The sequence below is a fragment of the Mycobacterium sp. P4_H6 genome, assembly GCF_056400845.1.
On record NZ_JBFUKN010000098.1, the window covers coordinates 1 to 23,926 of the forward strand.

The window sequence follows — 23,926 nt, forward strand, 5'->3', positions numbered from 1 at the left end:
ACCTAGAGGCACACCGCGTGCGCGTCCTTCATCTCTGCGTGGACACGCCGAGAGCGCTTGTGCTGCAGTATTAACCGACCCTGAACAGCAAGAAAGCGCCCACTAGAACACTAGGAGCGCCACATACGTGCGATCACCGACAAAACCGTCCAGAAAGTGACGGCCGTGATCAATGAGTCCAAAGAAATTTTTGGGACTCACCTGTCGCTCGAATGTCGCTGAGAGGTAGGCACTTTCGAATGGCAACCGTCAGGTGTCGACCGGCCCACGGTCCCCGAGAACGGGCTGCCGCGGACCCCCGATGTTGAAGTCGGGGCACCAGGGCGAGTGCCCGTCCGTGTCCAGCCAGACGACCTGCAGGCCCCGGATCGGCCCGTCGCGGAACGCCACCGCCCACCCCATGTGCACGTCCGGGTGCGTCACCTCGACGAACTCCGCGCACGACCGGTCCGGAAAGGTGAATATGTCACCGGGCGCGGGCGTGACCTCGCGGACCATGTACCCCGCCACGGCATTGAGCAGCAGCATCGACCGCTCGGGCGGAAGCCCGGTGATGAGCAGTTCCGGCAGCCCGGCCTCGCTCAATCCGACCGTGTACCCGAAGGGCGGTTCGGTCTCGACGTACTGCACCGCCCAACCCTCCTTCATCACCGTGCTCCGCAGCACGTCGAGATAGTCCTGCCGGGTGGCCCCCGGGTGATCGCATTGCCAGCACATGATGTGCCCCTTTCGTCGGTCTTGGCAGACACGATGCGCCGCACCACCGACAACCCGGCCTGGCAGAATCACTGGGTGTCCACCATCAACGGTCGTGTCTCGCACTGGTTCGACAAGATGCCGTCGCTGCGGCCACGGCTGCCCGGGGACCGCGACGCCGATGTCTGCATCGTCGGCGCCGGATACACCGGTCTGTGGACCGCCTACTACCTCAAGAAAGCCGACCCGTCGCTGCGCATCACCGTCCTGGAGGCGCGCTTCGCCGGCTTCGGTGCGTCCGGCCGCAACGGCGGCTGGCTGTCCGGGCTGGTTCCCGGCGATCGCAACCGGATGGCGAAAACCTATGGCCGCGACAAGGTTCTGGCCTGGCAGCAGGMACTCAACGAATCCGTCGACGAGGTCATCGAGGTGGCCGACCGCGAAGGCATCGACGCGGGCGCGGTCAAGGGTGGCAACCTGGAGATCGCGCGCAACCCCGCGCAGGCGGCGCGGCTGGCCGCCAGTGTCGCCGAGGAACGCCGTTGGCAGAACGACGTCACCGAACTGACCAGAGCGCAAGCGGCGCAACGGATCAACATCGACGGACTGGTCTCCGCCTACCACAGCCCGGACTGTGCCCGCATCCAACCGGCCGCGCTCGCCGCCGGTCTGGCCGACACCGTCGAGCGCCTCGGCGTCACCATCCACGAACAGACAGCGGTCATCGAGATCCAGCAGGGCAAGGCGATCACCAGGACCGGCGCCGTGCGCGCGCCGATCGTGCTGCGGGCCACCGAGGGCTTCACACCCGCACTGCCCGGCCTGCGCAGGCGGTGGCTGCCGATGAACAGCTCGATGATCGCCACCGATCCCATCCCGGCGCACATCTGGGACGAGATCGGTTGGCAGGGACGCGAAACCGTCGGAGACACCGCGCACGGATTCTTCTACGCGCAGCGCACCGTCGATGACCGCATCGCCATCGGCGGGCGCAGCGTGCCCTACCGGTTCGGGTCACGCACCGATCAGGACGGGCAGGTACCCGCCCGCACCATCGGGCTGCTGTCGGAGGTGCTGCACTCGATCCTGCCGCAGGTCCGTGACATCCCCATCGCGCACGGGTGGTGCGGTGTGCTGGCGGTGCCGCGCGATTGGGAAGCCGGTGTCGCCCTGGACCGCACCACCGGGCTGGGTTGGGCCGGCGGCTACGTAGGGCACGGCGTGACGGCGACCAACCTGGCCGGGCGCACACTGGCCGACCTGGTGCTGACCCGGAACACCCCGATCACCGAATTGCCGTGGGTCGGCCACCAGTCGCGTAACTGGGAACCCGAGCCCATGCGTTGGCTCGGGGTGCGCGGCCTCTACATCGCCTACAAACTCGCCGACCGGCACGAGGCCAACGGCCGCCGCACGACATCACCCATCGCGCGGGTCGCCGACGTCATCACGCAGAAGCCCTGAACGGACGCGCCTAGGCCTCCGCGCGTTCCTTGAGCCGCTGCAGGGTGATCTTGATGTGCTCGGCGTTGGCACCGGCCCGGTCGCTCACGCCGGTGGCCAGGCCGGCGACCTTCTTGAACCATCCGGCCCGGCGGTCCCACATCGACTCGGTGACGGTGCACCCGCCGTCGGCGGGTGCGATGTCATAACGCCAGTGCGCCACCGGGAAGACCGCAGATTTCACGTCGAACGCGAACGTCGACCCCGGGGCCGCATCGGTGATGGTGCAGGTGGTGGTCCAGGACTTCGACCCGTTGCGGTTCTCGCCCTTGAACACCGCTCCCGGGACGACCGCCGAGTGCCCCTTCGTCCACTGCATGGCGCAGGCCTCCTCGGCCAGTGCCGCCAGCGTCGGCAGGTCGGTGATCAGCGCGTATACCTCCGCCGGTTCGGCAGCGATCGTCACGGATGCGGTAATCGGTGCATTCATGGGCCGATCGTAACGATCAGGAGTGTCGGGAATCACTGCATCGCGGCCAACGTTGTCCGACACATGAGCGAGCGTCCCGTGTGGCAGCCCACCGCCGAGCATCCGATCACCGTGACGCCGACCGGCAGACACGTCACGGTCACGGTCGACGGGGTGGTCGTGGCGGAGTCGGACGGCGCGGTGACGCTTCAGGAGTCAACCTATCCGGCGGTGCAGTACATCCCGCTGGCCGACGTGGTGACATCGGCCCTGGCGCGCAGCGAAACGACCACCTACTGCCCCTACAAGGGTGAGGCCAGTTACTACCACGTCGGTGATGTGCAGGACGCCATCTGGACCTACGAGCAGCCCTACCCCGCGGTGGCCGACATCGCAGGCAAGGTCGCCTTCTACCCGGACAAGGCGCAGATCTCGCTGGCCTAGATTGGGCAGGTGCCCACCACATCGGTGACCTTCGGCGGACCCGTGAGTCCCGGGTTCACCTTGTCACCGTTGCGCCGCGGAAGCGGAGACCCGTGCTTCCAACTGATCGCCGGTGACACCTGGCGTACCTCGATGACGCGCACCGGCGCGGTCACCGCACGGATCCGCAAAACGGCGCCCGACACGGTGGAATGTGAGGCATGGGGCCCAGGTGCGGCCGAGTTCCTGGACGGATTCGGCGCGCTGCTCGGATACGAGGACGACACTTCGGGTTTCGACCCGGCGGAACCGACCATCGCCGAGGCCTACCGGCGGGTGCCGCACCTGCGGCTGGGCCGGACCGGCCGGGTGCTGGAGGCGCTGATTCCCGCGGTACTGGAGCAGCGCGTGTACGGCAAGGACGCCTTCCGCGCGTGGCGGTTGCTGACCACCAAGTTCGGCGCACCGGCGCCCGGTCCGGCACCGGCAGGGATGCGGGTGCCGCCCACCGCCGACGTGTGGCGGCGCATTCCGTCCTGGGAGTTCCATCTCGCCAATGTGGACCCGGGTCGGGCCCGCACGGTAGTGGGGTGCGCGCAACGCGCCGACGCGCTGGAGCGGCTGCACCCCGCCAAGGCCGCCGCCGGCCTGACATCGCTGCCCGGCGTCGGTGTGTGGACGGCGGCCGAGACGATGCAGCGCGCCTTCGGTGACGCCGACGCGCTCTCGGTCGGTGACTACCACCTGGCCAAGGTGGTCGGTCTGAGCTTGCTGGGCAGGCCCATCGACGACGCCGAGATGGTCGATTTGCTCGAACCGGTGCGCCCGCACAGGCACCGGGCGGTGCGGTTGCTGGAAGCCAGCGGGCTGGCCGTCCGGCAACGTCGCGGGCCTCGGCAGGCGATCCCCAACTTACGTGCGCTGTGACCTGAATTGATTATCGATCAGGCGCGTTGGGTATGCGTCGGGGGAGCCAGACGACGCAATGACGCCGATACGAAGGAGACACCATGACCACGTTCACCGTTCCGGGGCTTTCCGACAAGCAGGGTGCCGAGGTGGCAGAGCTGCTGCAGAAGCAGCTGAGTCGCTACAACGACCTGCACCTGACGCTCAAGCACGTGCACTGGAACGTCGTCGGACCCAATTTCATCGGTGTGCACGAGATGATCGACCCCCAGGTCGAGTTGGTGCGCGGATACGCCGACGAGGTCGCCGAACGCATTGCGGCGCTGGGAGCTTCTCCGCTGGGCACCCCGGGCGCGATCATCAACGACCGCACCTGGGATGACTACTCGGTGAACCGCGACAACGTGCAGGCGCATCTGGCCGCGCTCGATCTCGTGTACACCGGCATCATCGAGGACACCCGCAAGAACATCGAACGCCTCGACGACATCGACCTGGTCTCACAGGATCTGCTCATCGGGCACAGCGGCGAGCTGGAGAAGTTCCAATGGTTCGTCCGTGCGCATCTGGAGAGCTCGGGCGGCCAGCTGGCCCACGAGGGCAAGAAGACCGAGAAGGGCGCGGCCGGCAAGGCCCGTAAGTAGCTCAGTCCGTGCGCGATTCCAGCGCGTCGTCGCGGACCGGGCGTTCGGCGAGTTCCTCTGCCACCCCGAACAACAACGGGTAGGCGACACCGGCGATGGCGGCACCGACCAGCGGGGCAACCCAGAACAGCCACAGCTGGCTCGGTGCGCCGTCGCCGTTGAAGAATGCGACACCGGTCGATCTGGCCGGGTTGACCGAGGTGTTCGAGATCGGGATCGAGATCAGGTGGATCAGCGTCAGCGTCAGCCCGATTGACAAGCCCGCGAAGCCTTTCGGCGCCCGGTCGTCGGTCGAACCGAGGATCACCAGCAGGAAGATGAAGGTGAGCACGATCTCGGCGATGAGCACCGCCACCAGCGAGTAGCCGCCGGGGGAGTGGTCGCCGAATCCGTTGGCGGCCATGTTCCCGGTAGCCGTCCAGCCCTCTTTACCGCCGGCTATCACGTAGATGACGGCGCCGGCGACGAACCCGCCGATCACCTGGGTGATCCAGTACGGCACGACGGCGGACCACTCCACCCGTTTGGCCAACGCGGCACCGAGCGTCACGGCGGGATTGAAGTGGCCGCCGGATATGGTGCCGAAGGCGTACACGCCGGTGAGTACCGTCAGGCCGAAAGCCAGTGAGACGCCGAGGAATCCGATTCCCAGCGAGACACCGTCGCCGGACAGGAACTTCGCGGCGAACACTGCGCTGCCGCAGCCGCCGAGCACGAGCCAGAAGGTGCCGATGAATTCGGCGGCCAGCCGGTGCGCCATTGTGGGCTTGGTCATGGTGCTACCCTTCGCCGGAAGCAGTGCTTACCAGCTGAGAGTCGCACGATTCACCGGCCGGGAAAGGCCGTCAAAAATCTTGTCACCGAACCTTGGCCGTACGGTGACGCAGAAGTTGTCAACGGTAGGCAGTCAACCGGGCGGTCAACGCCACCTTCCCGTCATCGCCGATGCCCTTGGCCTCGGCCACCCCGCTGCTGCGTCCCGCATGCAGCGCCGTTGCGGTGTAGTGCGAGCTACCCCCGCCGATGAGGCGCCGCAGATAATTGATCCGCAGCGACGCGGTGAGCAGCGGCGTGTCGGCGCGATCGATGTTCAGCGCGGCCGAGCCCACCAATTCCAGCCCGGCGGCGGCCACTCCGCCGTGCACGGCACCCAGGGTGTTGTTGATCGCGGAATGCGCGCGCTGTTGCAGCACGACACCGCTGCCGCCGGTTTCGGCGACCTCGACGGCCATCAGTTCGGCGAGTCCGGTCGGCAGTGGTTCGACCCGCTCGGAGGGCTCCTCGAACGCGCCGGGCACGTGCACGGCGGCGGTGATGTAGAACGTGCGCACCGTGGCGAGGCCGATCTCGGTGCCCCGGTGGGTCAGCGTGCACTCCGACAGTGAGGTGGCGCCCGCAGCGCCCACCGGCCTGCTGACGGCCAGCACGGGCTCCGCAGGGTCCTCGGCGATGGTCGCCTGGGCGCCGGGCGCGAATTCCATGGCGAGCTCGCTGGAGACCGTCCAGTGACCCTCGGGGCGACGGTCGTGGTTGGCGAAGCCGGCGATGTGGTCGACGAGGACTGCCAGCGGCCCCAAGGAAGCCGAACCTGTGAAGGGGTTCAGCAAGCCGTCCAGTGCCATGCTGGCGGCGTACTGGGTGGGTCCGGTCTCGACATTGGCGATGCCGAAGCGGCCGGGTGGGGTGGTCAGCGGATATGCCATCGTGGTCCAGCTTCGTGCCGTTGCCGCGGGCGTGTACCCCCGCGGGGTATTTAACGTGGAAAAAGGAACATCTCTAAGAATCTGGCTAGGCTTTCAGCAAACAGTCGATTATTCGTATTACCAGTTGGCCGATTACCGAATCAAGGGACAGCAAACGGGTGTGACGAGGGTCTCGATTATGGCCGGCGGGGCGGTGGTGAGCTGTTTGACGGTATCGAGCCCGAAAAACCCTCGCCGCCAAGGGTATTGCCGATTCCGGCCCGGCTCGGCCTGCGTGGTCCCGACGGCGCCGACAGCCAGCTACTTAGGTCTGACTAAGTTGGCACGTCACCCGGTGTTTGTCATATCGTTTTGTCCACTTGTGGCGAGCGGGTCAAAACCGACGTTCAGTGCTGCACGAAGGCACCGCGACCGCCCAGCCGGTGACCACCGGATGCCGCTGGTGACAGCCGGCAGTACGTGAGCAGCGCGCAGGCTCTGAGAGTAAAGGGTCAGGTGGGAATGACGGCCAAGCAGGGTCTGTACAACCCCGCATACGAGCACGACTCATGCGGTGTGGCGATGGTTGCCGATATCCACGGCCGTCGCAGCCGCGACATCGTCGACAAGGCGATCACCGCACTGCTGAACCTGGAGCACCGCGGTGCCGCCGGCGCGGAGCCCAACACCGGTGACGGTGCGGGCATCCTGCTGCAGGTGCCCGACGCGTTCCTGCGCGCAGTGGTCGACTTCGAGTTGCCCGAGGAGGGCAGCTACGCCACCGGTATCGCATTCCTGCCGCAGTCCGCTCGCGACGCCACCCTGGCGTGCGAGGCGGTAGCCAAGATCGTCGAAGCCGAGGGGCTGCAGCTGCTCGGGTGGCGCGACGTCCCGCACGACGACTCCTCCCTGGGTGCACTGGCACGCGATGCGATGCCGACCCTGCGTCAGGTGTTCATCGCCGGTGCCTCCGGCATGGACCTGGAGCGCCGCGCCTTCGTGATCCGCAAGCGTGCCGAGCACGAACTGGGCACCAAGGGCCCGGGCCAGGACGGACCGGGACGTGAAACCGTCTACTTCCCAAGCCTTTCCGGTCAGACATTCGTGTTCAAGGGGATGCTGACCACCCCGCAGCTGCGGGCGTTCTACCTCGATCTGCAGGATGATCGGCTGACCAGCGCGCTCGGCATCGTGCACTCGCGGTTCTCGACGAACACCTTCCCGTCCTGGCCGCTGGCGCACCCGTTCCGCCGGGTGGCACACAACGGCGAGATCAACACGGTCACCGGCAACGAGAACTGGATGAAGGCCCGCGAGGCGCTCATCCACACCGACGTGTTCGGCTACCACAACGACCTGAACAAGATCTTCCCGGTCTGTACCCCCGGAGCCTCCGACACCGCGCGGTTCGACGAGGTCCTCGAACTGCTGCACCTCGGTGGCCGCAGCATCGCCCACTCGGTGCTGATGATGATCCCGGAGGCCTGGGAGCGCAACGAGGAGATGGACCCCGCACTGCGGGCGTTCTACCAGTACCACGGCTCGTTGATGGAGCCCTGGGACGGACCGGCGTCGGTGTGCTTCACCGACGGCACCGTGGTGGGCGCCGTGCTCGACCGCAACGGCCTGCGCCCGTCGCGCGTGTGGGTCACCAGCGACGGACTCGTCGTCATGGCCTCCGAGGCCGGCGTGCTCGACCTGGACCCGTCCACGGTCGTCAAGAAGATCCGTCTGCAGCCCGGCCGGATGTTCCTGGTGGACACCGCGCAGGGCCGCATCGTGGCCGACGAGGAGATCAAGGCGCAGCTGGCCGCCGAGCACCCCTATCAGGAGTGGCTGGACGGCGGGCTGTTCCACGTCGACGAGCTGCCGCAGGGCAAGTACGTCAAGATGCCTCACCACCGGGTGGTCATGCGGCAACAGGCGTTCGGTTACACCTATGAGGAACTGAACCTGCTGGTGGCGCCGATGGCCCGCACCGGCGCCGAGGCGCTGGGCTCGATGGGCACCGACACCCCGATCGCCGTGCTGTCCCAGCGGCCGCGGATGCTCTACGACTACTTCCAGCAGTTGTTCGCCCAGGTGACCAACCCACCGCTGGACGCCATCCGGGAAGAGGTGGTGACCAGCCTGCAGGGCACCGTCGGCCCCGAGGGCGACCTGCTCAACCCGGACGAGAACTCGTGCCGCCAGATCGTGCTGCCACAGCCGATCCTGCGCAACGCCGACCTGTCCAAGCTCATCGACGTGGATCCCGACCACGAGATCCGCGGCCGCAAGCACGGTATGCGGGCTGCTGTCGTCAGCTGCCTGTACCCGGTGGCCGACGGCGGTGCCGGACTGCGCCGCGCGCTGGAGGACGTCCGCACCAAGGTCTCGCAGGCGATCCGCAACGGCGCCCGCATCATCGTGCTCAGCGACCGCGAGTCCAACGAGTGGCTGGCGCCCATCCCGTCGCTGCTCTCGGTGGCCGCGGTGCACCATCACCTGGTCCGTGAGCGCACCCGCACCCAGGTCGGCCTCGTGGTCGAGTCCGGCGACGCCCGCGAAGTGCACCACATGGCGATGTTGTGCGGCTTCGGCGCGGCGGCGATCAACCCGTACATGGCCTTCGAGTCGATCGACGACATGATCGACCGTGGCGTCATCACCGGGCTGTCCAGCGACCAGGCCAAGGCCAACTTCGTCAAGGCCGCAGGCAAGGGCGTGTTGAAGGTGATGTCCAAGATGGGCATCTCGACGCTGGCGTCCTACACCGGCGCCCAGCTGTTCCAGGCCATCGGGATCAACCAGCGGGTGCTGGACGAGTACTTCTCCGGATTGCACTGCCCCACCGGCGGAATCGACCTGGACGACATCGCCGCCGACGTCGCGGCCCGCCATGAGCTGGCCTATCTGGACCGCCCCGACGAGTGGGCGCACCGCGAGCTCGAGGTGGGCGGGGAGTACCAGTGGCGCCGCGAGGGCGAGTACCACCTGTTCAACCCGGACACCGTGTTCAAGCTGCAGCACTCCACCCGGACCGGGCAGTACTCGGTCTTCAAGGAGTACACCAAGCTGATCGACGACCAGAGTGCCCGGATGGCCTCACTTCGCGGCCTGCTGAAGTTCAAAGAGCGCGAGTCTGTTCCGATCGACGAGGTCGAACCTGCCACCGAGATCGTCAAGCGCTTCTCCACCGGCGCGATGAGCTACGGCTCCATCTCCGCCGAGGCGCACGAGACGCTGGCCATCGCCATGAACCGGCTCGGCGGCCGGTCCAACTCCGGTGAGGGCGGCGAAAGCGTCGACCGCTTCGAGCCCGACGAGAACGGCGACTGGCGCCGCAGCGCCATCAAGCAGGTGGCCTCCGGTCGTTTCGGCGTGACCAGCCACTACCTGTCGAACTGCACCGATATCCAGATCAAGATGGCCCAGGGCGCCAAACCCGGTGAGGGCGGTCAGCTTCCGGGGCACAAGGTGTACCCGTGGGTCGCCGAGGTCCGTCACTCGACGCCCGGTGTCGGCCTGATCTCACCGCCGCCGCACCACGACATCTACTCGATCGAGGATCTGGCGCAGCTGATCCACGATCTGAAGAACGCCAACCCGGCCGCGCGTATCCACGTGAAGTTGGTGAGCGAGAACGGCGTAGGCACCGTCGCTGCGGGTGTCTCCAAGGCGCACGCCGATGTGGTGCTCATCTCCGGGCACGACGGCGGTACCGGTGCCACCCCGCTCACCTCGCAGAAGCATGCCGGCGCCCCCTGGGAGCTCGGTCTCGCCGAGACGCAGCAGACRCTSMTGCTCAACGGSMTKCGCGACCGCRTCGTSGTGCAGGTCGACGGACAGCTCAAGACCGGTCGTGACGTGGTGGTCGCCGCCCTGCTCGGTGGTGAGGAATTCGGTTTCGCCACCGCGCCGTTGGTGGTGTCGGGCTGCATCATGATGCGGGTCTGTCACCTCGACACCTGCCCGGTGGGTGTGGCCACCCAGAATCCGGTGCTGCGCGAGCGGTTCAACGGCAAGCCCGAGTTCGTGGAGAACTTCTTCCTGTTCATCGCGGAGGAAGTCCGGGAACTGATGGCGCAGTTGGGCTTCCGCACCATCAACGAGATGGTCGGACAGGTCGGCGCGCTGGACACCACCCAGGCCGCCGAGCACTGGAAGGCGCACAAGCTGGACCTGGCCCCGGTGCTGCACGAGCCCGAGTCGGCGTTCATGAACCAGGATCTGTACTGCAGCTCGCGTCAGGATCACGGCCTCGACAAGGCGCTGGACCAGCAGCTGATCGTGCAGTGCCGCGAGGCGCTGGATTCCGGCACCCCGGTGCGATTCACCACCAAGATCGCCAACGTGAACCGCACCGTGGGAACGATGCTGGGCCACGAGGTCACCAAGGCCTATGGGGGCCAAGGGCTTCCGGACGGCACCATCGACATCACCTTCGAGGGGTCGGCGGGGAACAGCTTCGGCGCCTTCGTGCCGCGCGGTATCACGCTGCGGGTGTACGGCGATGCCAACGATTATGTGGGGAAGGGACTTTCCGGCGGCCGCATCGTGGTGCGCCCGTCGGACAAGGCCCCGAACGACTATGTCGCGGAAGACAACATCATCGGCGGCAACGTCATCCTGTTCGGCGCCACCAGCGGCCAGGCCTACCTGCGCGGTGTGGTCGGCGAACGGTTCGCGGTCCGCAACTCCGGCGCGCACGCTGTGGTCGAGGGCGTGGGTGACCACGGCTGCGAGTACATGACCGGCGGGCGGGTGGTGATCCTCGGCCAGACCGGCCGTAACTTCGCGGCGGGAATGTCAGGCGGTGTCGCCTATGTGTATGACCCGGAGAAGAAGTTGCCGGGCAACATCAACGAAGAGATGGTCGATCTTGACGCACTGGATGACGATGACCTCGAAGGGTTGCAGGAATTGATCGTGGCACATGTCGACGCCACCGATTCTGCGGTGGGCCAACGGATCCTGGCGGATTGGACGGCACAGCAGGCGCACTTCGTGAAGGTGATGCCACGCGACTTCAAGAAGGTGCTGCTGGCGATCTCGGAGGCCGAGGCCGCCGGGCAGGATGTCGGCGAAGCGATCATGGCGGCCGCTCGTGGCTGATCCGAACGGCTTCCTCAAGCACACCGTCCGGCAGACCCCGGCCCGGCGGCCGGTGGACCTGCGCCTGCAGGACTGGAAAGAGGTCTACGAGGAGTTCTCCGACGAGACCCTGAAAGTCCAGGCCTCCCGCTGTATGGATTGTGGTATCCCGTTCTGCCACAACGGTTGTCCGCTGGGGAACCTGATTCCCGAGTGGAACGACCTGGTGTACCGGGACCGCTGGCGCGACGCCATCGAACGGCTGCATGCCACCAACAACTTCCCGGAATTCACCGGGCGGCTGTGCCCGGCGCCGTGTGAGGCCTCCTGCGTGCTCGGCATCAACCAGGATGCGGTGACCATCAAGCAGGTCGAGGTCGAGATCATCGACCACGCCTTCGACAACGACTGGGTCAAGCCGATGATCCCGACGGTGCGCACCATGAAGAAGGTCGCCGTCGTCGGGTCCGGGCCCGCAGGCCTGGCTGCCGCCCAGCAGCTGACCCGTGCCGGTCACTCGGTGACGGTGTTCGAGCGCGCCGATCGCATCGGCGGCCTGCTGCGCTACGGCATCCCCGAGTTCAAGATGGAGAAGCGCCACATCGATCGTCGTCTGGAGCAGATGACGGCCGAGGGCACCCAGTTCCGCACCGGCGTCAACGTCGGCGTCGACATCACCGTCGAACAACTCGACGCCGAGTTCGACGCGGTGGTGCTGGCCGGCGGTGCGACCGCGTGGCGTGACCTGCCGATCCCGGGCCGCGAGCTCGACGGTATCCACCAGGCCATGGAGTACCTGCCGTGGGCCAACAAACTGCAACAGGGCGACGATGTCGCCGGTCCCGACGGCGAGCCGCCCATCACCGCGAAGGACAAGAAGGTCGTCATCATCGGCGGCGGTGACACCGGCGCAGACTGCCTGGGCACCGCGCACCGTCAGGGCGCCGCCAGCATCCACCAGTTCGAGATCATGCCGCGCCCGCCCGAGACCCGTGCGGACTCCACCCCGTGGCCGACCTACCCGCTGATGTTCCGGGTGGCCTCTGCGCACGAAGAGGGTGGCGAGCGGGTGTTCTCGGTGAACACCGAGCAGTTCGTCGGCTCCGACGGCCGGGTCACCACGCTGAAGGTGCACGAGGTGGAGATGAAGGCCGGCAAGTTCGAGAAGGTGGAGGGGTCGGACTTCGATCTGGACGCCGACATCGTCTTCCTGGCGATGGGGTTCGTGGGCCCCGAGCGCGAGGGCCTGCTGACCGACCTGGGTGTCGAACTGACCGACCGCGGCAACGTCTCCCGCGACAAGGATTTCCAGACCACCGTTCCCGGCGTCTTCGTCGCCGGCGACATGGGCCGTGGACAGTCGTTGATCGTGTGGGCGATCGCCGAGGGGCGCGCCGCGGCGGCCGGTGTCGACCGCTACCTGATGGGCCAGTCGGCGTTGCCCCGGCCGATCGAGCCGTCGGCGGCCCCGCAGCGGTAGGCAACATCAGCAACTTCAGTCACACGAGAAACATCCGATTTGTGACCGGCGTGCCGGTTGGTGTTAGCCGCGTCACAGGTGTCTAATGATTGCGGCGGGGTCGTGCGGTAATGTGACCCCACGGTGCAGCTATTAGCCGACCGCAGGAGTTCTCACCGTGTACAACAATCCCATTTCACGGTCCCGAGTGAGTCGAATCGCCTGGTCATGGTTCCGTCACCCGGTCCGATGCCGTGAATTCCCAGCTAAGCACGAGCGGCTGATCACCCCCGACGAGTTAATGCGTTTCGGCTACTGACCGACCCGGGCGCCGCGCAGATCCCGATTCAGGACCTACGCGACACCCGTTTGCCAGATCGTAATAATTTCGTGACCGTCAGTTCTAGCCGCTGGTCAGCAGCCCGGAGTCCCGAATCGTCTCCGCGAGCGGCTCCAGCACCGCAGTGTCATACGGCGGCGGTAGGTAGATGATGGCCAGATCCAAGCCCTCGGCGCCCAGGGCGATCGCATCCTCGACGACTCGGCGGTAGTTGCGATCCTCGCCCAGCCGAATGTGCGCCGACAGCGTGATCTCCTTCGGGTCCCTGCCGATATCGGCGCAGTGCGCGGCCAGCACGTCGCGCTTGCGGGCGAACTCCTCCGGCGTGCCTCCGACGAAGTTCCAGTGGTCGGCGTATTTCGCGGTGATCTTCAGGGTGCGCTTCTCGCCGTTGCCGCCGATGCAGAACGGCGGGTGCGGCTGCTGCGGCCCCTTCGGCTCGTTGCGCGCGTCTTTGAGCTGGTAGAACGTGCCGTCGAAGGTGGTGGTCTCCTGGCTGAGCAGGCCCTTGAGAATCTCACAGGCCTCCTCGAAGCGGTCGAAACGCTCCTTGATGGTGCCCAGCTCGATGCCATAGGCGCCGGACTCCTCCTCGTTCCAGCCGGCGCCGATCCCGAGCTCGAGGCGACCGTTGGAAATGATGTCGAGTGCGGCGGCCATATTGGCCAGCACCGCGGGATGCCGGTAATGGATACCGGTCACCAGTACGCCGACCCGGAGCCGCTCGGTGGCCTGGGCCAACGCGGTGAGCGTGGTCCAGCCCTCCAGGCAGGGGCCGGTGGAATCGGAGAAGATCGGATAGAAGTGGTCGAACGTCCAGCCGGATTGGAAGACGTCGATATCGTCCGCTGCTTTCCAGATGGCGAGCATGTCGGACCAGGTCGTGTTCTGCGGGGAAGTCTTGAAGGCAAAGTCCACACTTGGGAAACGAACTCGGGCAGCGGTTAATTCCTGGATGCGGCGCCGATGACTTCTATCCACCGTGCAGGTCGGTATGTCCATGATCGATATGACGACGGCAAGTGCGCGTACCGCCGCGGTGCTCGGCGGCGTGCACGATGAACAGCTGAGCGCACCGACGCCCTGCACCCAGATGTCCGTGCGCGAGATGGTGGYACACATCGGGCAACTGGCGCCTGCCTTCGGGGCCGCGGCGAACAAGGATTTCGGGGAGCTCACCGACAGCCCACCCGGCGAGGGCGGTTACCTACTCGACGACGGTTGGCGCGACCACTATCCCGCCCGGCTCACCGCGTTCGCCGAGGCATGGCAGGCGCCGCACGCGTGGGAGGGAATGACCCGGGTGGGGGCCGTCGACCTGCCGGGTGAGGTGTGCGGACTGGTGGCCCTGACGGAGGTGGTGGTGCACGGCTGGGACGTTGCGATCGCCACCGGGCAGGCCTATGCCGTCGATGCCGACACCGCAGCGGTCTTGCTGGAGCATCTGACCGCCTTCACCGCCGCCGGCCCGGTGGAGGGGCTCTTCGGCGCGCCGGTGACTGTTGCCGATCACGCCGGTGATTTCGAGCGGGCGCTGGCGCTGAGCGGCCGTGACCCCGCATGGGGACGGGTGTGATCGGGCGGCGTCACGGGCACACTGAAGCCATGGACCGCATCGACCCCGTGGCCGCACTACGCCGCATCGCGTATTACAAGGACCGGGCCCGGGAGGACTCGCGCCGGGTGATGGCCTACCGCAACGCCGCCGATGTGGTGGAGGCGATGACACCCGAACACCGGGAGAAGGTCGGTAAGACCAACAGTTGGCAGACGCTACCGGGGATCGGACCCAAGACCGCCAAGGTGATCGCACAGGCGTGGGCCGGTCGTGTCCCCGACACACTGGTCGAATTGCAGGAAGCCGCGGCAGATCTCGGTGGCGGGGAGATCCGCGCCGCGATCAAGGGGGACCTGCATCTGCACTCGAACTGGTCCGACGGGTCCGCACCGATCGAGGAGATGATGGCCACCGCGCAGGAGCTCGGCCACGAATACTGCGCTCTGACAGACCATTCGCCGCGGCTGACCATTGCCAACGGTCTTTCGCCGGAACGTCTGCGTAAGCAACTCGATGTCATCGACGAACTGCGCGAACGCTTCTCGGCGACATCCCCGTCGCTTCGCTCGCCCAGGCCGATGCGCATCCTGACCGGGATCGAAGTCGACATCCTCGATGACGGCACCCTGGACCAAGAGCCGGAACTACTGGAGCGGCTGGACATCGTGGTGGCCAGCGTGCACTCGAAGCTGAAGATGGACGCGCCGGCGATGACGCGCCGCATGGTGCGTGCGGTGTCCGACGGCCAGGCCGACATCCTGGGCCATTGCACCGGACGTCTGGTCACGGGCGGCCGGGGGATCCGTCCGGAGTCCACATTCGACGCCGAGGCGGTGTTCACCGCGTGCCGGGACAATGGTGTTGCGGTGGAGATCAATTCGCGCCCCGAGCGGCGCGACCCGCCGAGCCGGCTACTGGATCTGGCGCTGCAGATCGGGTGCGACTTCTCGATCGACACCGATGCCCACGCCCCCGGTCAGCTCGACTTCCTGGGCTACGGCGCGCAGCGCGCCCTGGACGCCGGGGTGCCGGTGGACCGCATCGTGAACACCTGGTCGGCGGATCGGCTGCTGGAGTGGGCGCACTGATTCACGTCGATGACGTGAACGGATTGTGCTCGGCGATGAGTCTTTCCATGCGCGCCTCGTCGAGGCGAGCGTGGACGGTGGCCGATTCCTGCTGATCGCGGATCACCTTGGCCAGGGTGAAGGCGCTGGTGACCAGGAACAGCACCGACATGGTCAGGAAGAGCCGTTGCCAGATGTCGAGCGGCAGGAAGACGATGCCGCCGAGCACGCCGACGAAGCTGACGCCGAAGGCGATGGTCGCCTGGAGCGAAAACGCCGCCGTGACCTTGGCCGTGTCGCTGAATGCGTTCATGGGGCAAGCCTGCCGGAGGGCACGCTTCAACCGGATGCGTGAAACTACTCAATCCGGCAGCATCGGCATTTCCAGTCCCGGGTCGCGGCCCAGCAGCACTCCGCGGGTCACCGAGGCGTTGCCGAACCGCTGTCGTACCTCGTCGACGGCGGCGTCCAGGGCGATCGGATCCGCCGCGCTGCCGAACGGCAGTTCCAGCTGCGCCGCACCGTCGCGGTCGATGTTGGACACCGCGAAGCCCACCAGGGTCAGTCCGCGTTCGGCGATCAGCGGAGCGGCGGCGGCAACCAGTTCCCGGGCTGCGCCCAGCACGGCCTCGGTCGACGCGGTGGCGCGCGGCAGGGTGTGCGAGCGGGTGACGCGGCCGAAGTCGTCGAAGCGCAACCGCAGCACCACGGTGCGGCCGGTGCGTCCCGCGGCCCGCATCCGGCGGGTGATGCGGTCCACCAGATTCACCACGACGGCATCGATCTCGTGAGCGGACATGGTGTTCCCGGCGCGGCCCAGCGCTCGTTGCGCGCCGACGGACCGCCTGCGCACCCCGGTCACCACCCGGCGGCGGTCGATGTTGTGGGCCAGCGCGAAGAGCTGCCTGCCCATGGCCGGGCCGACCATGGCGCCCAGCGATGTCTCGCTGAGCTCGGCCACGTCGGCCACCGTGTGAATGCCGTGCAGGCGCAGCTTCTCCGCGGTCTTGGCGCCCACGCCCCAGAGCCGGCGCACCGGCAGCGGGTGCAGGAAAGCCAGCTCGCGGTCCGGTTCCACCAGCAGCAGCCCGTCGGGCTTGGCCTCCTGGCTGGCGACCTTGGCCAGGAACTTGGTGCGGGCGATCCCGACGGTGATCGGCAGGCCGACGTCCACCTGGACGCGTTCGCGCAGCCGGGCGCCGATTTCTACCGGCGTGCCCGACACCCGGCCAAGCCCGCCGACATCAAGGAACGCCTCGTCCACCGAGACCGGCTCGACCAGAGGAGTGGTGTCGCGGAAAACGTCGAAGACGGCCCGACTGGCCTCGGTGTACGCGCGCATCCGTGGCGGCACGACGATCACCTGAGGGCAGAGGCGGCGGGCCTGCCCGCCGCCCATCGCGGTGCGCACCCCGTACGCCTTGGCCTCATAGCTGGCGGCCAGCACCACCCCGCCGCCGACGATGACCGGCAGTCCGCGCAGGGAGGGGTCATCGCGCTGCTCGACCGACGCGTAGAACGAGTCGAGATCGGCGTGCAGAATGCTGGCCTGCCCGGAGTGGGACACGAACACATGTTCGCATCCGGGTCCGACATTGGGCTAGGGCGTGCTGCCGTAGATGCTGGTCAGCCAGATGTGGGTGAGGGTGTCCACGACGCGGTCATGTTCGACCGAGGGACGGTCGTCGGCCAGTGTCGCCATCATCATCTTCTCGTTCATGAGGTTCAGCGAGGTGGCCAGGTCGAGGGCGGGCAGTGTTTCCGGCGCCGCGCCGCGCCGGCGTTCGGCATTGATCAGTGCGGCCGTCATGGCAATCCACTTCTGCATCAGTCCGGCCCAGAACGCCCGGAACTCGGGATTGTTCCTCACTGCCTCGGTCCCGGCCCGCGCGGTGGCCGGATGGGATCCGAACGAGCTGAAGAAAATCTCGATGCCCCGCCGGACCGCACGTTTCGGATCCGTCGGCATGTGCTCAAGTGCGTTGTCGAACCCGGTGTCGGCGAGCTTGATCAGTGGATCGAGCAGCGACAGCAGGACCGCTTCTTTGGAGGCGAAGTAGAAATAGAAGGTCGGACGCGAGATGCCGGCGCCCTTGGCCAGGTCATCGACCGAGATGTCGGAGAAGGACCGCTGCTGGATGAGGCGGGCGGCGGTGTCCAGGATCGCCTGCTGCCGTTCGTCCCCGGAGGGGCGGGCGGCCCGGCGGCCGCGGCTGGCGGTGGTCACGGCCCCCACCTTAACACCGTGTCGACTTTCTCAACATACCGTTGACTCACTCAACACCATGTTGATACCGTCGGTATCATGAATGAACACCTCGACGTTGTGATCGTCGGCGCCGGTATTTCCGGCATCAGCACGGCCTGGCACCTGCAGGACCGCTGCCCGACCAAGAGCTACGCGATCCTGGAACGCCGCGACAACATCGGCGGCACCTGGGATCTGTTCAAGTACCCGGGTATCCGCTCGGATTCCGACATGTTCACCCTCGGATTCCGGTTCAAGCCGTGGACCTCGGCGAAGGCCATCGCCGATGGCGCCTCCATCTGGAACTACATCAACGAGGCCGCCGCCGAGAACGGCATCGACAAGCACATCCGCACCGGGCACCGCGTCACCTCGGTGGACTGGTCAGACGCTGACAACCGCTGGACCATCAACATCGAGCACGCCGGTGAGCGCAAGCAGATCACCGCGTCGTTCCTGTCGGTCTGCAGCGGTTACTACAACTACGACGAGGGCTACGCGCCCGAGTTCCCGGGTGCCGCGGACTTCGCGGGCCAGATCATCCATCCCCAGCACTGGCCCGAGGGGCTGGACTACGCGGGCAGGAAGATCGTCGTCATCGGCTCCGGCGCCACCGCGATCACGCTGATCCCGTCGCTGGTCAACGAGGGCGCGGGCCATGTCACCATGCTGCAGCGCTCGCCCACCTACATCGGTTCGCTTCCGCTGGTGGATCCCGTTGCCGCACAGGCCAACAAGTACCTGCCCAAGAACGTCGCCCACGTAGTGAATCGCTGGAAGGCGATCGCGATGGCCACCGGCCAGTACCAACTGGCGCGCAAGTTCCCGAAGATGTTCAAGAAAGCCCTCAAGGACATGGCGACCCGGCGGCTGCCGGACGGCTTCGATTACGAGAAGCACTTCAGCCCGCGCTACAACCCGTGGGAYGAGCGAGTCTGCCTGGCCCCCAACGGCGATTTCTTCAAGACCATCAAGGCGGGCAAGGCCGACGTCGTCACCGACACCATCGAGACCTTCACCGAAACCGGCATCAAGCTGACCTCGGGCGAGGAGCTGCAGGCCGACATCATCATCACCGCAACGGGTTTGAACATGCAGCTGTTCGGCGGCGCCACCGCCACCCGCAACGGCGAGCCGATCGACCTGACCAAGTCGATGACCTACAAGGGCCTGATGCTGTCCGGCGTGCCCAACATGGCCATCACCTTCGGCTACACCAACGCTTCATGGACGCTCAAGGCCGACCTGGTCTCCGAGTTCATCTGCCGCGTGCTGAACTACATGGACGCCAACGGTTTCGACCGGGTCGAACCGCAGCATCCGGGCGACGCGATCGACGAAGAGCCGTTCATGGATTTCACGCCGGGATACTTCCGCCGTGCCATGGACACCTTGCCGAAGTCCGGCTCGGAGGCGCCCTGGAAGCTGAAGCAGAACTACTTCTTCGACCTGCGCCTCATCCGGCACGGCAAGGTCGACGAGGAGTCGCTGCACTTCACCAAGCACCGCGCCGCGGTGTCGGCCTAGGTTCACCCGCCTACAGCGACGAGCCGTTCAGTCGCCTGCGGCGACGACGACGATCCCGTCCTCGTCGCTGTAGGCGATCTCACCGGGCACGAACGTGACACCGCCGAACGAAACCTCGATATCACGTTCTCCGGCACCGGTTTTGGTGCCCTTGCGGGGATTGGTGCCCAGTGCCTTGATGCCCACGTCGATGGTCCGCAGCGCGGCCGCGTCACGCACCGCGCCGTGCACGATCACCCCGGCCCAAGCGTTCTCGGCGGCCAGGCCGGCGATGATGTCGCCGACCAGCGCGGTGTGCAGCGAGCCATCGCCGTCGACCACCAGCACCCCGCCGTCACCCGGCGTGGACAGGATCGATTTGAGCAGGGCGTTGTCCTCGAAGCAGCGCACCGTGGTGATCGGTCCTGCGAACGACGTGACACCGCCGTAGTTGCGCAACTGCAGATCGCAGCTGCGGACGTCGGGGTAGATCTCGTCGACAAGGTCAGCGGTCGCGCGCGGTTCGATGCTCACGCCATGATGCTAGCGATCACCACATCGTGGACGAACTGCGCCAGACCCGGTTCGACATCGTCGTAGTAGGCGGTGAACCGGGCATCGGCGAGGTACATCTCGACCAGTCCGCGGTGCATCTCGCCGCCGCAATCGTAGAAGCGCTCGATACTCGCGCGGTGCCGGCCGGCCAGCGCGTCGGCCTCCGGCGAGCCGGGACGTACACCGGCGCGCTTCGCAGCCGCCAGGTCACCCAGCAGCGCATCCCCGTCGGCTTTCAGATCGATCCAGTCCTGTTTCGTCAGCTGCGCGACTCGCTGCCGGGACTGCTTCCATTCGTCGGTGTCGCCCCAGCGCTGCTCGGCTTCGACCGCATACTCCTCGCCGAATGCCGTGGTGCCGAAGATCTCGACCTGTTCCTCGGCGGTCAGCTGAATACCGCTGCGATGCGCGTCCATGAGTTCCTCCACTGCCCTGATGCTGCGCTGCAGACCTTCGGCCCGCTCCAGGAGCAGGGCATGCTGGCGCTGCAGCCTGGTCAGCCCGTCGACCTCGGGGTCATCGAGCAGGACGCGGATCTCATCCAGCGGCAGTCCGGCCGCGCGATACACCAGAACCAGGTGCAGCCGCTCGACATCGGCATCGGTGTAGCCCCGGTAACCGGCCGGAGTCCGCACGCCGGGCACCACCAGGCCGATGTGGTCGTAGTGGTGCAGGGTGCGCACGGACAGCCCGGTCAGGGCGGCGACGTTGCCGACGGTTCTCACGTCCATGGACTCACTATCGGCCCTGACGTCGCGTGAGGGTCAAGCCCCGCCCAGCGGAACCTCAGTCCTGGTCGGAATTGCGGCGGGCCAGAAGAACGACCAGGACCGCGAGCAGGCCGACGGCCAGCGCGACCGCCAGCGGCAGCCGGGACTGTTCCGGACCGAGGGCCGGCACCGCGGACGGTGTCGGAACGGCCGCGGCAACCGCGGATTTCGCTTGTGCAGCAACCTCTTTGGCGGCTTCTTTGGCGACCGCCGTCGGTTCGGCAGAGTGCTCGACGACCGGAGCCGGCTCGGCAGGGGTGGCTGTGACCGGCGGGGCCTTCTTCGCCGGAGGTGCCTTCTTGGCCGGAGCGGCCTTCTTCGCGACCGCCTTCTTGGCCGGTGCGGCCTTCTTCACGGGAGCGGCCTTCTTCGCCGGTGCCTTCTTGGCCGGGGCCTTCTTCGCGGGAGCCGCGGCGGCGGGAGGCACAGCAGGTGGGTCAGCCGGGACCTGCTCAGCGGGGGCCTTCTGTTCGGGAAGGTCCTGCTCGTCGGCCATGGTGCTGCTCCTTTGCAGTGTCGTCCAGCGCAGTGTGTCCCATCATGCCAGCCCAGGGCCCGGCGTCAGCCCGTGACCGCCAGGGCGGCGGCCAACGTCAGTGCCACCGCCATCAGGGCAAGCTCGGTGTCGGAGCGTCGGGTGGACACCTCGGCGCTGACCCGATGACCACGCGCCGACGGTAGCCACCGCGACCGGTTATGCCAGGCCAGCGCCAACAGAGCCGCTGTCACGACGATCTTGGCCAGGAGCAGCCTGCCGTGCCCGGTGCCGACCAGTTCGGCGGGTGACCCGATCACCACCACGGCGCTGAACACCCCGCCCACCAGCAGCACCAGCACCGACCACAACGACAGGTGCGAGAAGCGTGGCAATACCCGGGCCCACTGACCGCGGCGATCCACCACCAGCACGATCGCCGCGAGCGCGCCGCACCACAGCGCGGCCGCCAGCGCGTGCAGCGTCACCGCCAGACCGCCGAGCGCACTCTCGGAAAGGTGTCCGGCCAGGGTGCGCGCCGCGGTGCCCAGTGCGGCGACCCCGGCGACCACCAGCGATGCGCCGGGGTTACGCGCCGCGAGGGTCACCACGACCACCAGAAGCGCCGCCGCCACGCAGATCAGGTCGGCCCGGCCCGCGGTCGTCGACACGGCGAACTCGATCGCGGTCCGCACCCCCAGGTCACGAACCGCCACCGCGGCGGTATCGGCCGCCGTCGTCACCAGCCGGATCAATTCGGCGGCCAGCCACACCCACGCGGTGACCGCCATGACCGCGGTGCTGCGCCGGGCGAGTTCGGTGCGGTAGCGCGCGGTGTCCAGCCACGGCACCACCGCGAGGCCGAGCACCAGCACGGCGGCACCATCGGCGAGCACCCGCGTCACGGTCGGCACCAGAGCCCCGTCGGGACGGGCGAGAACCCAGGCCAGCGCCACGCTCAGGGCGACGACGAGTGCGCCCAGGCACGCCCGCCGGGTGCGTGTCACGTGCGGCGTCGGCTCCACCACACGCCGGCGCCGACGAGCACCACCGCCGCCACCACGAACGGCCAGACCGGGACACCGTCGTCGGTGGGCGTCACCGGGGCGGCAGCGGGCGCAGGGGCCCGCGCGACCGAGGGGCCGGGCGTGCCTGTCGCGGCGACGGTCAGATCGAAAGCCCACGAACCGGTGATGACGTGGCCGTCAGCGGAGGTCACGCGGTAGTTGGCGGTATAGGTGCCCGACGGTCCCAGCGGCCGCACGTCGACCTCGGCCACCGGACCGGCCACCCGGACGTCGCCGGTGGACCACAGATTGCCGTCCGGTCCGACGACGGTCATCGCCGCGAACGCGGTCTGCAGGTCTTCACTGAAGGTGGCACTGACCTTGGTGGGCGATGCGGTCAACGCGGTCCCGGGCGCCGGGTCCGAGGAGATGAGGGTGGCGTGCGCCGCGGCGACACCGGCGCCCGCCAGCGCCAGCACCGTCAGCACCAGCGCCAACACGGGCGAAAGGATCCGTGTGGTGAGCGTCATCAGACCAGGCCGAGCCGGGCCATCACATCGGCGTCGATACCGTCGAGCTGTTCGCCGATCGCGGCGTGGGCGGCCTTGCGGCGTGCCGTGGGCATGTTCTCCGCGGCGGCGACGGCGGTGGACAGGTCGGTCAACCGGTCGGTGATGGCGGCCACGAACTGCTTGGTCTCGGCGTCCTTCGGGTTCTTCTCGACCACCCGCCGGGTCGCCTGTTCGGCACCGCTGATGCGGGCCGACAGCACCGCTCCGTGCCCGGAGAACTGGCCGATCTGGGCCAGCGGGACACCGAGCTGGTCGGCGCGGCGCTGGTCCAGCAGGCCGCGGATGGCGATCGCACCGCGATAGGCCAGCGGTATCAGGACCGGTGCCAGCAGCCGGGACACGGTCAGCGTCCGGCGAATCTTCATCGGGGACAGCAGCTTGCCCTCACGGACCGCCTTGAGTTGGGTCTCAGCAACCTTCAGCGCCACGCGGTCGCTGTCGCGCTGGGCCTTGAGCTGGGCCTTGACCGCCTGGGTCTGCGCCTTGCGATCGGCCTTGATGCGTCGGGCATCGTTGCGCGCCGCGAGTTTGGCCTCCAGCTTGGCTCCCTTGGTGAGCGCGCGCTTGGTCGCGCGCCCGATCGCCCGAGCCTCGGCGCGACGGGCCGACCGGCTCTTGCGTTGCGTGAACAGGGCCATCGGCATTGCCTCCCGGTCATCTCATCCGCGCCGCCACCATCACGGCGCCACGATGCGGCCAACCCTATCGCTCCTCCGTCCCTACCACTCTCGGCGGCCTTGGGGCGATACCGATTACTTCCGACAGCAAACAAGTACGCGGGCATATGCGACAATCGTCCAAACGATTGCCTGTGCGCCGTGAGACGCCATGAGGGGTGGTGACGACGTGGGTTCGCGCATGCGAGTCGCCGCGGCTGCCTGTCTGGTGTCATCGGGGCTGTTCGTGGCTGGTGTGTCCGCTGCGGTGGCGTTAGCCGAGCCCGACAGCAGCGGGGACGCTGCGGGCACCGGGACGGCAGGCCGGACATCCGACGGGGCGACCGGTCAGCCCCGTCGCACCGCACCTC

The 23,926-nt window shown here is 67.3% G+C and carries 23 protein-coding genes; 9 read left to right on the plus strand and 14 right to left on the minus strand.

What is annotated here, in order from left to right; all coding sequences use genetic code 11:
• Positions 1–249 precede the first annotated feature (249 nt).
• A complete protein-coding gene (locus tag AC1DTF_RS27600; RefSeq protein WP_477476375.1) occupies positions 250–717 on the minus strand; it encodes a DUF4262 domain-containing protein in 468 nt (155 codons plus the stop codon).
• A gap of 33 nt (positions 718–750) precedes the next feature.
• Between AC1DTF_RS27600 and AC1DTF_RS27605 the strand changes: the two genes are divergently transcribed.
• On the plus strand, positions 751–2,160 hold the full coding sequence (locus AC1DTF_RS27605; protein ID WP_477476376.1) for an NAD(P)/FAD-dependent oxidoreductase: 1,410 nt from the start codon (positions 751–753) through the stop codon (positions 2,158–2,160).
• A 10-nt stretch (positions 2,161–2,170) separates the two neighbouring features.
• On the opposite strand, the gene AC1DTF_RS27610 is transcribed toward AC1DTF_RS27605, so the two are convergent.
• Positions 2,171–2,629: an SRPBCC family protein gene (locus tag AC1DTF_RS27610; RefSeq protein WP_057171198.1), complete on the minus strand. Its 459-nt coding sequence runs from the start codon at positions 2,627–2,629 to the stop codon at positions 2,171–2,173.
• Positions 2,630–2,692: 63 nt separating this feature from the next.
• On the opposite strand from AC1DTF_RS27610, the gene AC1DTF_RS27615 reads away from it, so the two are divergent.
• The 3 genes from AC1DTF_RS27615 (at position 2,693) to AC1DTF_RS27625 (ending at position 4,584) form a co-directional block, all read left to right on the plus strand.
• Entirely contained in the window at positions 2,693–3,052 is a 360-nt protein-coding gene (locus AC1DTF_RS27615; protein ID WP_477476377.1) for a DUF427 domain-containing protein, read from the plus strand.
• A 9-nt stretch (positions 3,053–3,061) separates the two neighbouring features.
• Positions 3,062–3,958 carry a DNA-3-methyladenine glycosylase family protein gene (locus tag AC1DTF_RS27620; RefSeq protein WP_477476378.1) on the plus strand — a complete coding sequence of 299 codons (897 nt, stop codon included), beginning with the start codon at positions 3,062–3,064 and terminating at the stop codon, positions 3,956–3,958.
• Positions 3,959–4,041: 83 nt separating this feature from the next.
• A complete protein-coding gene (locus tag AC1DTF_RS27625; protein ID WP_057171195.1) occupies positions 4,042–4,584 on the plus strand; it encodes a Dps family protein in 543 nt (180 codons plus the stop codon).
• Position 4,585: 1 nt separating this feature from the next.
• Here the strand turns inward: AC1DTF_RS27625 and aqpZ are convergent, their stop codons facing one another.
• Complete coding sequence (gene aqpZ / locus AC1DTF_RS27630; RefSeq protein WP_477476379.1) at positions 4,586–5,359, minus strand: aquaporin Z; 774 nt, start codon at positions 5,357–5,359, stop codon at positions 4,586–4,588.
• A 118-nt stretch (positions 5,360–5,477) separates the two neighbouring features.
• Positions 5,478–6,287, minus strand: coding sequence for a PaaI family thioesterase (locus AC1DTF_RS27635; protein WP_477476380.1), 810 nt, complete (start codon positions 6,285–6,287; stop codon positions 5,478–5,480).
• Positions 6,288–6,788: 501 nt separating this feature from the next.
• Here AC1DTF_RS27635 and gltB point away from each other — a divergent pair.
• Positions 6,789–11,363, plus strand: coding sequence for a glutamate synthase large subunit (gltB, locus tag AC1DTF_RS27640; protein ID WP_477476381.1), 4,575 nt, complete (start codon positions 6,789–6,791; stop codon positions 11,361–11,363).
• Positions 11,356–12,822, plus strand: a complete 1,467-nt coding sequence (locus tag AC1DTF_RS27645; protein ID WP_477476382.1) for a glutamate synthase subunit beta — start codon at positions 11,356–11,358, stop codon at positions 12,820–12,822. Before gltB ends, AC1DTF_RS27645 begins: the two co-directional genes overlap by 8 nt.
• 382 nt (positions 12,823–13,204) lie before the next feature.
• On the opposite strand, the gene AC1DTF_RS27650 is transcribed toward AC1DTF_RS27645, so the two are convergent.
• On the minus strand, positions 13,205–14,059 hold the full coding sequence (locus AC1DTF_RS27650; RefSeq protein WP_057171191.1) for an LLM class F420-dependent oxidoreductase: 855 nt from the start codon (positions 14,057–14,059) through the stop codon (positions 13,205–13,207).
• A 76-nt stretch (positions 14,060–14,135) separates the two neighbouring features.
• Between AC1DTF_RS27650 and AC1DTF_RS27655 the strand changes: the two genes are divergently transcribed.
• Together AC1DTF_RS27655 and AC1DTF_RS27660 are read left to right on the plus strand one after the other, a co-directional pair.
• Positions 14,136–14,717 carry a TIGR03086 family metal-binding protein gene (locus AC1DTF_RS27655; protein ID WP_477476383.1) on the plus strand — a complete coding sequence of 194 codons (582 nt, stop codon included), beginning with the start codon at positions 14,136–14,138 and terminating at the stop codon, positions 14,715–14,717.
• A 38-nt stretch (positions 14,718–14,755) separates the two neighbouring features.
• Positions 14,756–15,787: a PHP domain-containing protein gene (locus AC1DTF_RS27660; protein ID WP_477476391.1), complete on the plus strand. Its 1,032-nt coding sequence runs from the start codon at positions 14,756–14,758 to the stop codon at positions 15,785–15,787.
• 1 nt (position 15,788) lies between these two features.
• Here AC1DTF_RS27660 and AC1DTF_RS27665 read toward each other — a convergent pair whose 3' ends face one another.
• Genes AC1DTF_RS27665 through AC1DTF_RS27675 form a run of 3 tightly spaced genes read right to left on the minus strand, consistent with a single transcriptional unit; the run spans position 15,789 to position 17,993 of the window.
• Positions 15,789–16,079 carry a YiaA/YiaB family inner membrane protein gene (locus AC1DTF_RS27665; RefSeq protein WP_057171190.1) on the minus strand — a complete coding sequence of 97 codons (291 nt, stop codon included), beginning with the start codon at positions 16,077–16,079 and terminating at the stop codon, positions 15,789–15,791.
• Positions 16,080–16,127: 48 nt separating this feature from the next.
• A complete protein-coding gene (gene dinB / locus AC1DTF_RS27670) occupies positions 16,128–17,339 on the minus strand; it encodes a DNA polymerase IV (protein ID WP_477476384.1) in 1,212 nt (403 codons plus the stop codon).
• 27 nt (positions 17,340–17,366) lie between these two features.
• Positions 17,367–17,993, minus strand: coding sequence for a TetR/AcrR family transcriptional regulator (locus AC1DTF_RS27675; protein ID WP_057171189.1), 627 nt, complete (start codon positions 17,991–17,993; stop codon positions 17,367–17,369).
• Between the two features lie 78 nt (positions 17,994–18,071).
• On the opposite strand from AC1DTF_RS27675, the gene AC1DTF_RS27680 reads away from it, so the two are divergent.
• Positions 18,072–19,541: a flavin-containing monooxygenase gene (locus AC1DTF_RS27680; protein ID WP_477476385.1), complete on the plus strand. Its 1,470-nt coding sequence runs from the start codon at positions 18,072–18,074 to the stop codon at positions 19,539–19,541.
• 27 nt (positions 19,542–19,568) lie between these two features.
• Here the strand turns inward: AC1DTF_RS27680 and rraA are convergent, their stop codons facing one another.
• From rraA to AC1DTF_RS27710, 6 genes are all read right to left on the minus strand, one after another.
• On the minus strand, positions 19,569–20,054 hold the full coding sequence (rraA, locus tag AC1DTF_RS27685; protein WP_477476386.1) for a ribonuclease E activity regulator RraA: 486 nt from the start codon (positions 20,052–20,054) through the stop codon (positions 19,569–19,571).
• The gene (locus AC1DTF_RS27690; RefSeq protein WP_477476387.1) at positions 20,051–20,806 is read right to left on the minus strand and encodes a MerR family transcriptional regulator; all 756 of its coding nucleotides are present in this window, start codon (positions 20,804–20,806) and stop codon (positions 20,051–20,053) included. Before AC1DTF_RS27690 ends, rraA begins: the two co-directional genes overlap by 4 nt.
• A 55-nt stretch (positions 20,807–20,861) precedes the next feature.
• Positions 20,862–21,341 carry a hypothetical protein gene (locus tag AC1DTF_RS27695; RefSeq protein WP_477476388.1) on the minus strand — a complete coding sequence of 160 codons (480 nt, stop codon included), beginning with the start codon at positions 21,339–21,341 and terminating at the stop codon, positions 20,862–20,864.
• A 65-nt stretch (positions 21,342–21,406) separates the two neighbouring features.
• On the minus strand, positions 21,407–22,327 hold the full coding sequence (locus AC1DTF_RS27700; RefSeq protein WP_477476389.1) for a CopD family protein: 921 nt from the start codon (positions 22,325–22,327) through the stop codon (positions 21,407–21,409).
• Complete coding sequence (locus AC1DTF_RS27705) at positions 22,324–22,857, minus strand: copper resistance CopC family protein (protein ID WP_477476390.1); 534 nt, start codon at positions 22,855–22,857, stop codon at positions 22,324–22,326. The genes AC1DTF_RS27700 and AC1DTF_RS27705 overlap by 4 nt, the downstream gene beginning before the upstream one ends.
• The gene (locus AC1DTF_RS27710) at positions 22,857–23,537 is read right to left on the minus strand and encodes a DUF6474 family protein (protein WP_057171241.1); all 681 of its coding nucleotides are present in this window, start codon (positions 23,535–23,537) and stop codon (positions 22,857–22,859) included. The genes AC1DTF_RS27705 and AC1DTF_RS27710 overlap by 1 nt, the downstream gene beginning before the upstream one ends.
• Positions 23,538–23,926: the final 389 nt, after the last annotated feature.

Bases quoted from the DNA above. Each gene is read 5' to 3' on its own strand.
- AC1DTF_RS27600 (WP_477476375.1), bottom strand. From the start codon at position 717: ATGTGCTGGCAATGCGATCACCCGGGGGCCACCCGGCAGGACTATCTC.
- AC1DTF_RS27610 (WP_057171198.1), bottom strand. From the start codon at position 2,629: ATGAATGCACCGATTACCGCATCCGTGACGATCGCTGCCGAACCGGCG.
- AC1DTF_RS27615 (WP_477476377.1), top strand. From the start codon at position 2,693: ATGAGCGAGCGTCCCGTGTGGCAGCCCACCGCCGAGCATCCGATCACC.
- AC1DTF_RS27625 (WP_057171195.1), top strand. From the start codon at position 4,042: ATGACCACGTTCACCGTTCCGGGGCTTTCCGACAAGCAGGGTGCCGAG.
- aqpZ (WP_477476379.1), bottom strand. From the start codon at position 5,359: ATGACCAAGCCCACAATGGCGCACCGGCTGGCCGCCGAATTCATCGGC.
- AC1DTF_RS27635 (WP_477476380.1), bottom strand. From the start codon at position 6,287: ATGGCATATCCGCTGACCACCCCACCCGGCCGCTTCGGCATCGCCAAT.
- AC1DTF_RS27665 (WP_057171190.1), bottom strand. From the start codon at position 16,079: ATGAACGCATTCAGCGACACGGCCAAGGTCACGGCGGCGTTTTCGCTC.
- AC1DTF_RS27690 (WP_477476387.1), bottom strand. From the start codon at position 20,806: ATGGACGTGAGAACCGTCGGCAACGTCGCCGCCCTGACCGGGCTGTCC.
- AC1DTF_RS27695 (WP_477476388.1), bottom strand. From the start codon at position 21,341: ATGGCCGACGAGCAGGACCTTCCCGAACAGAAGGCCCCCGCTGAGCAG.
- AC1DTF_RS27705 (WP_477476390.1), bottom strand. From the start codon at position 22,857: ATGACGCTCACCACACGGATCCTTTCGCCCGTGTTGGCGCTGGTGCTG.
- AC1DTF_RS27710 (WP_057171241.1), bottom strand. From the start codon at position 23,537: ATGGCCCTGTTCACGCAACGCAAGAGCCGGTCGGCCCGTCGCGCCGAG.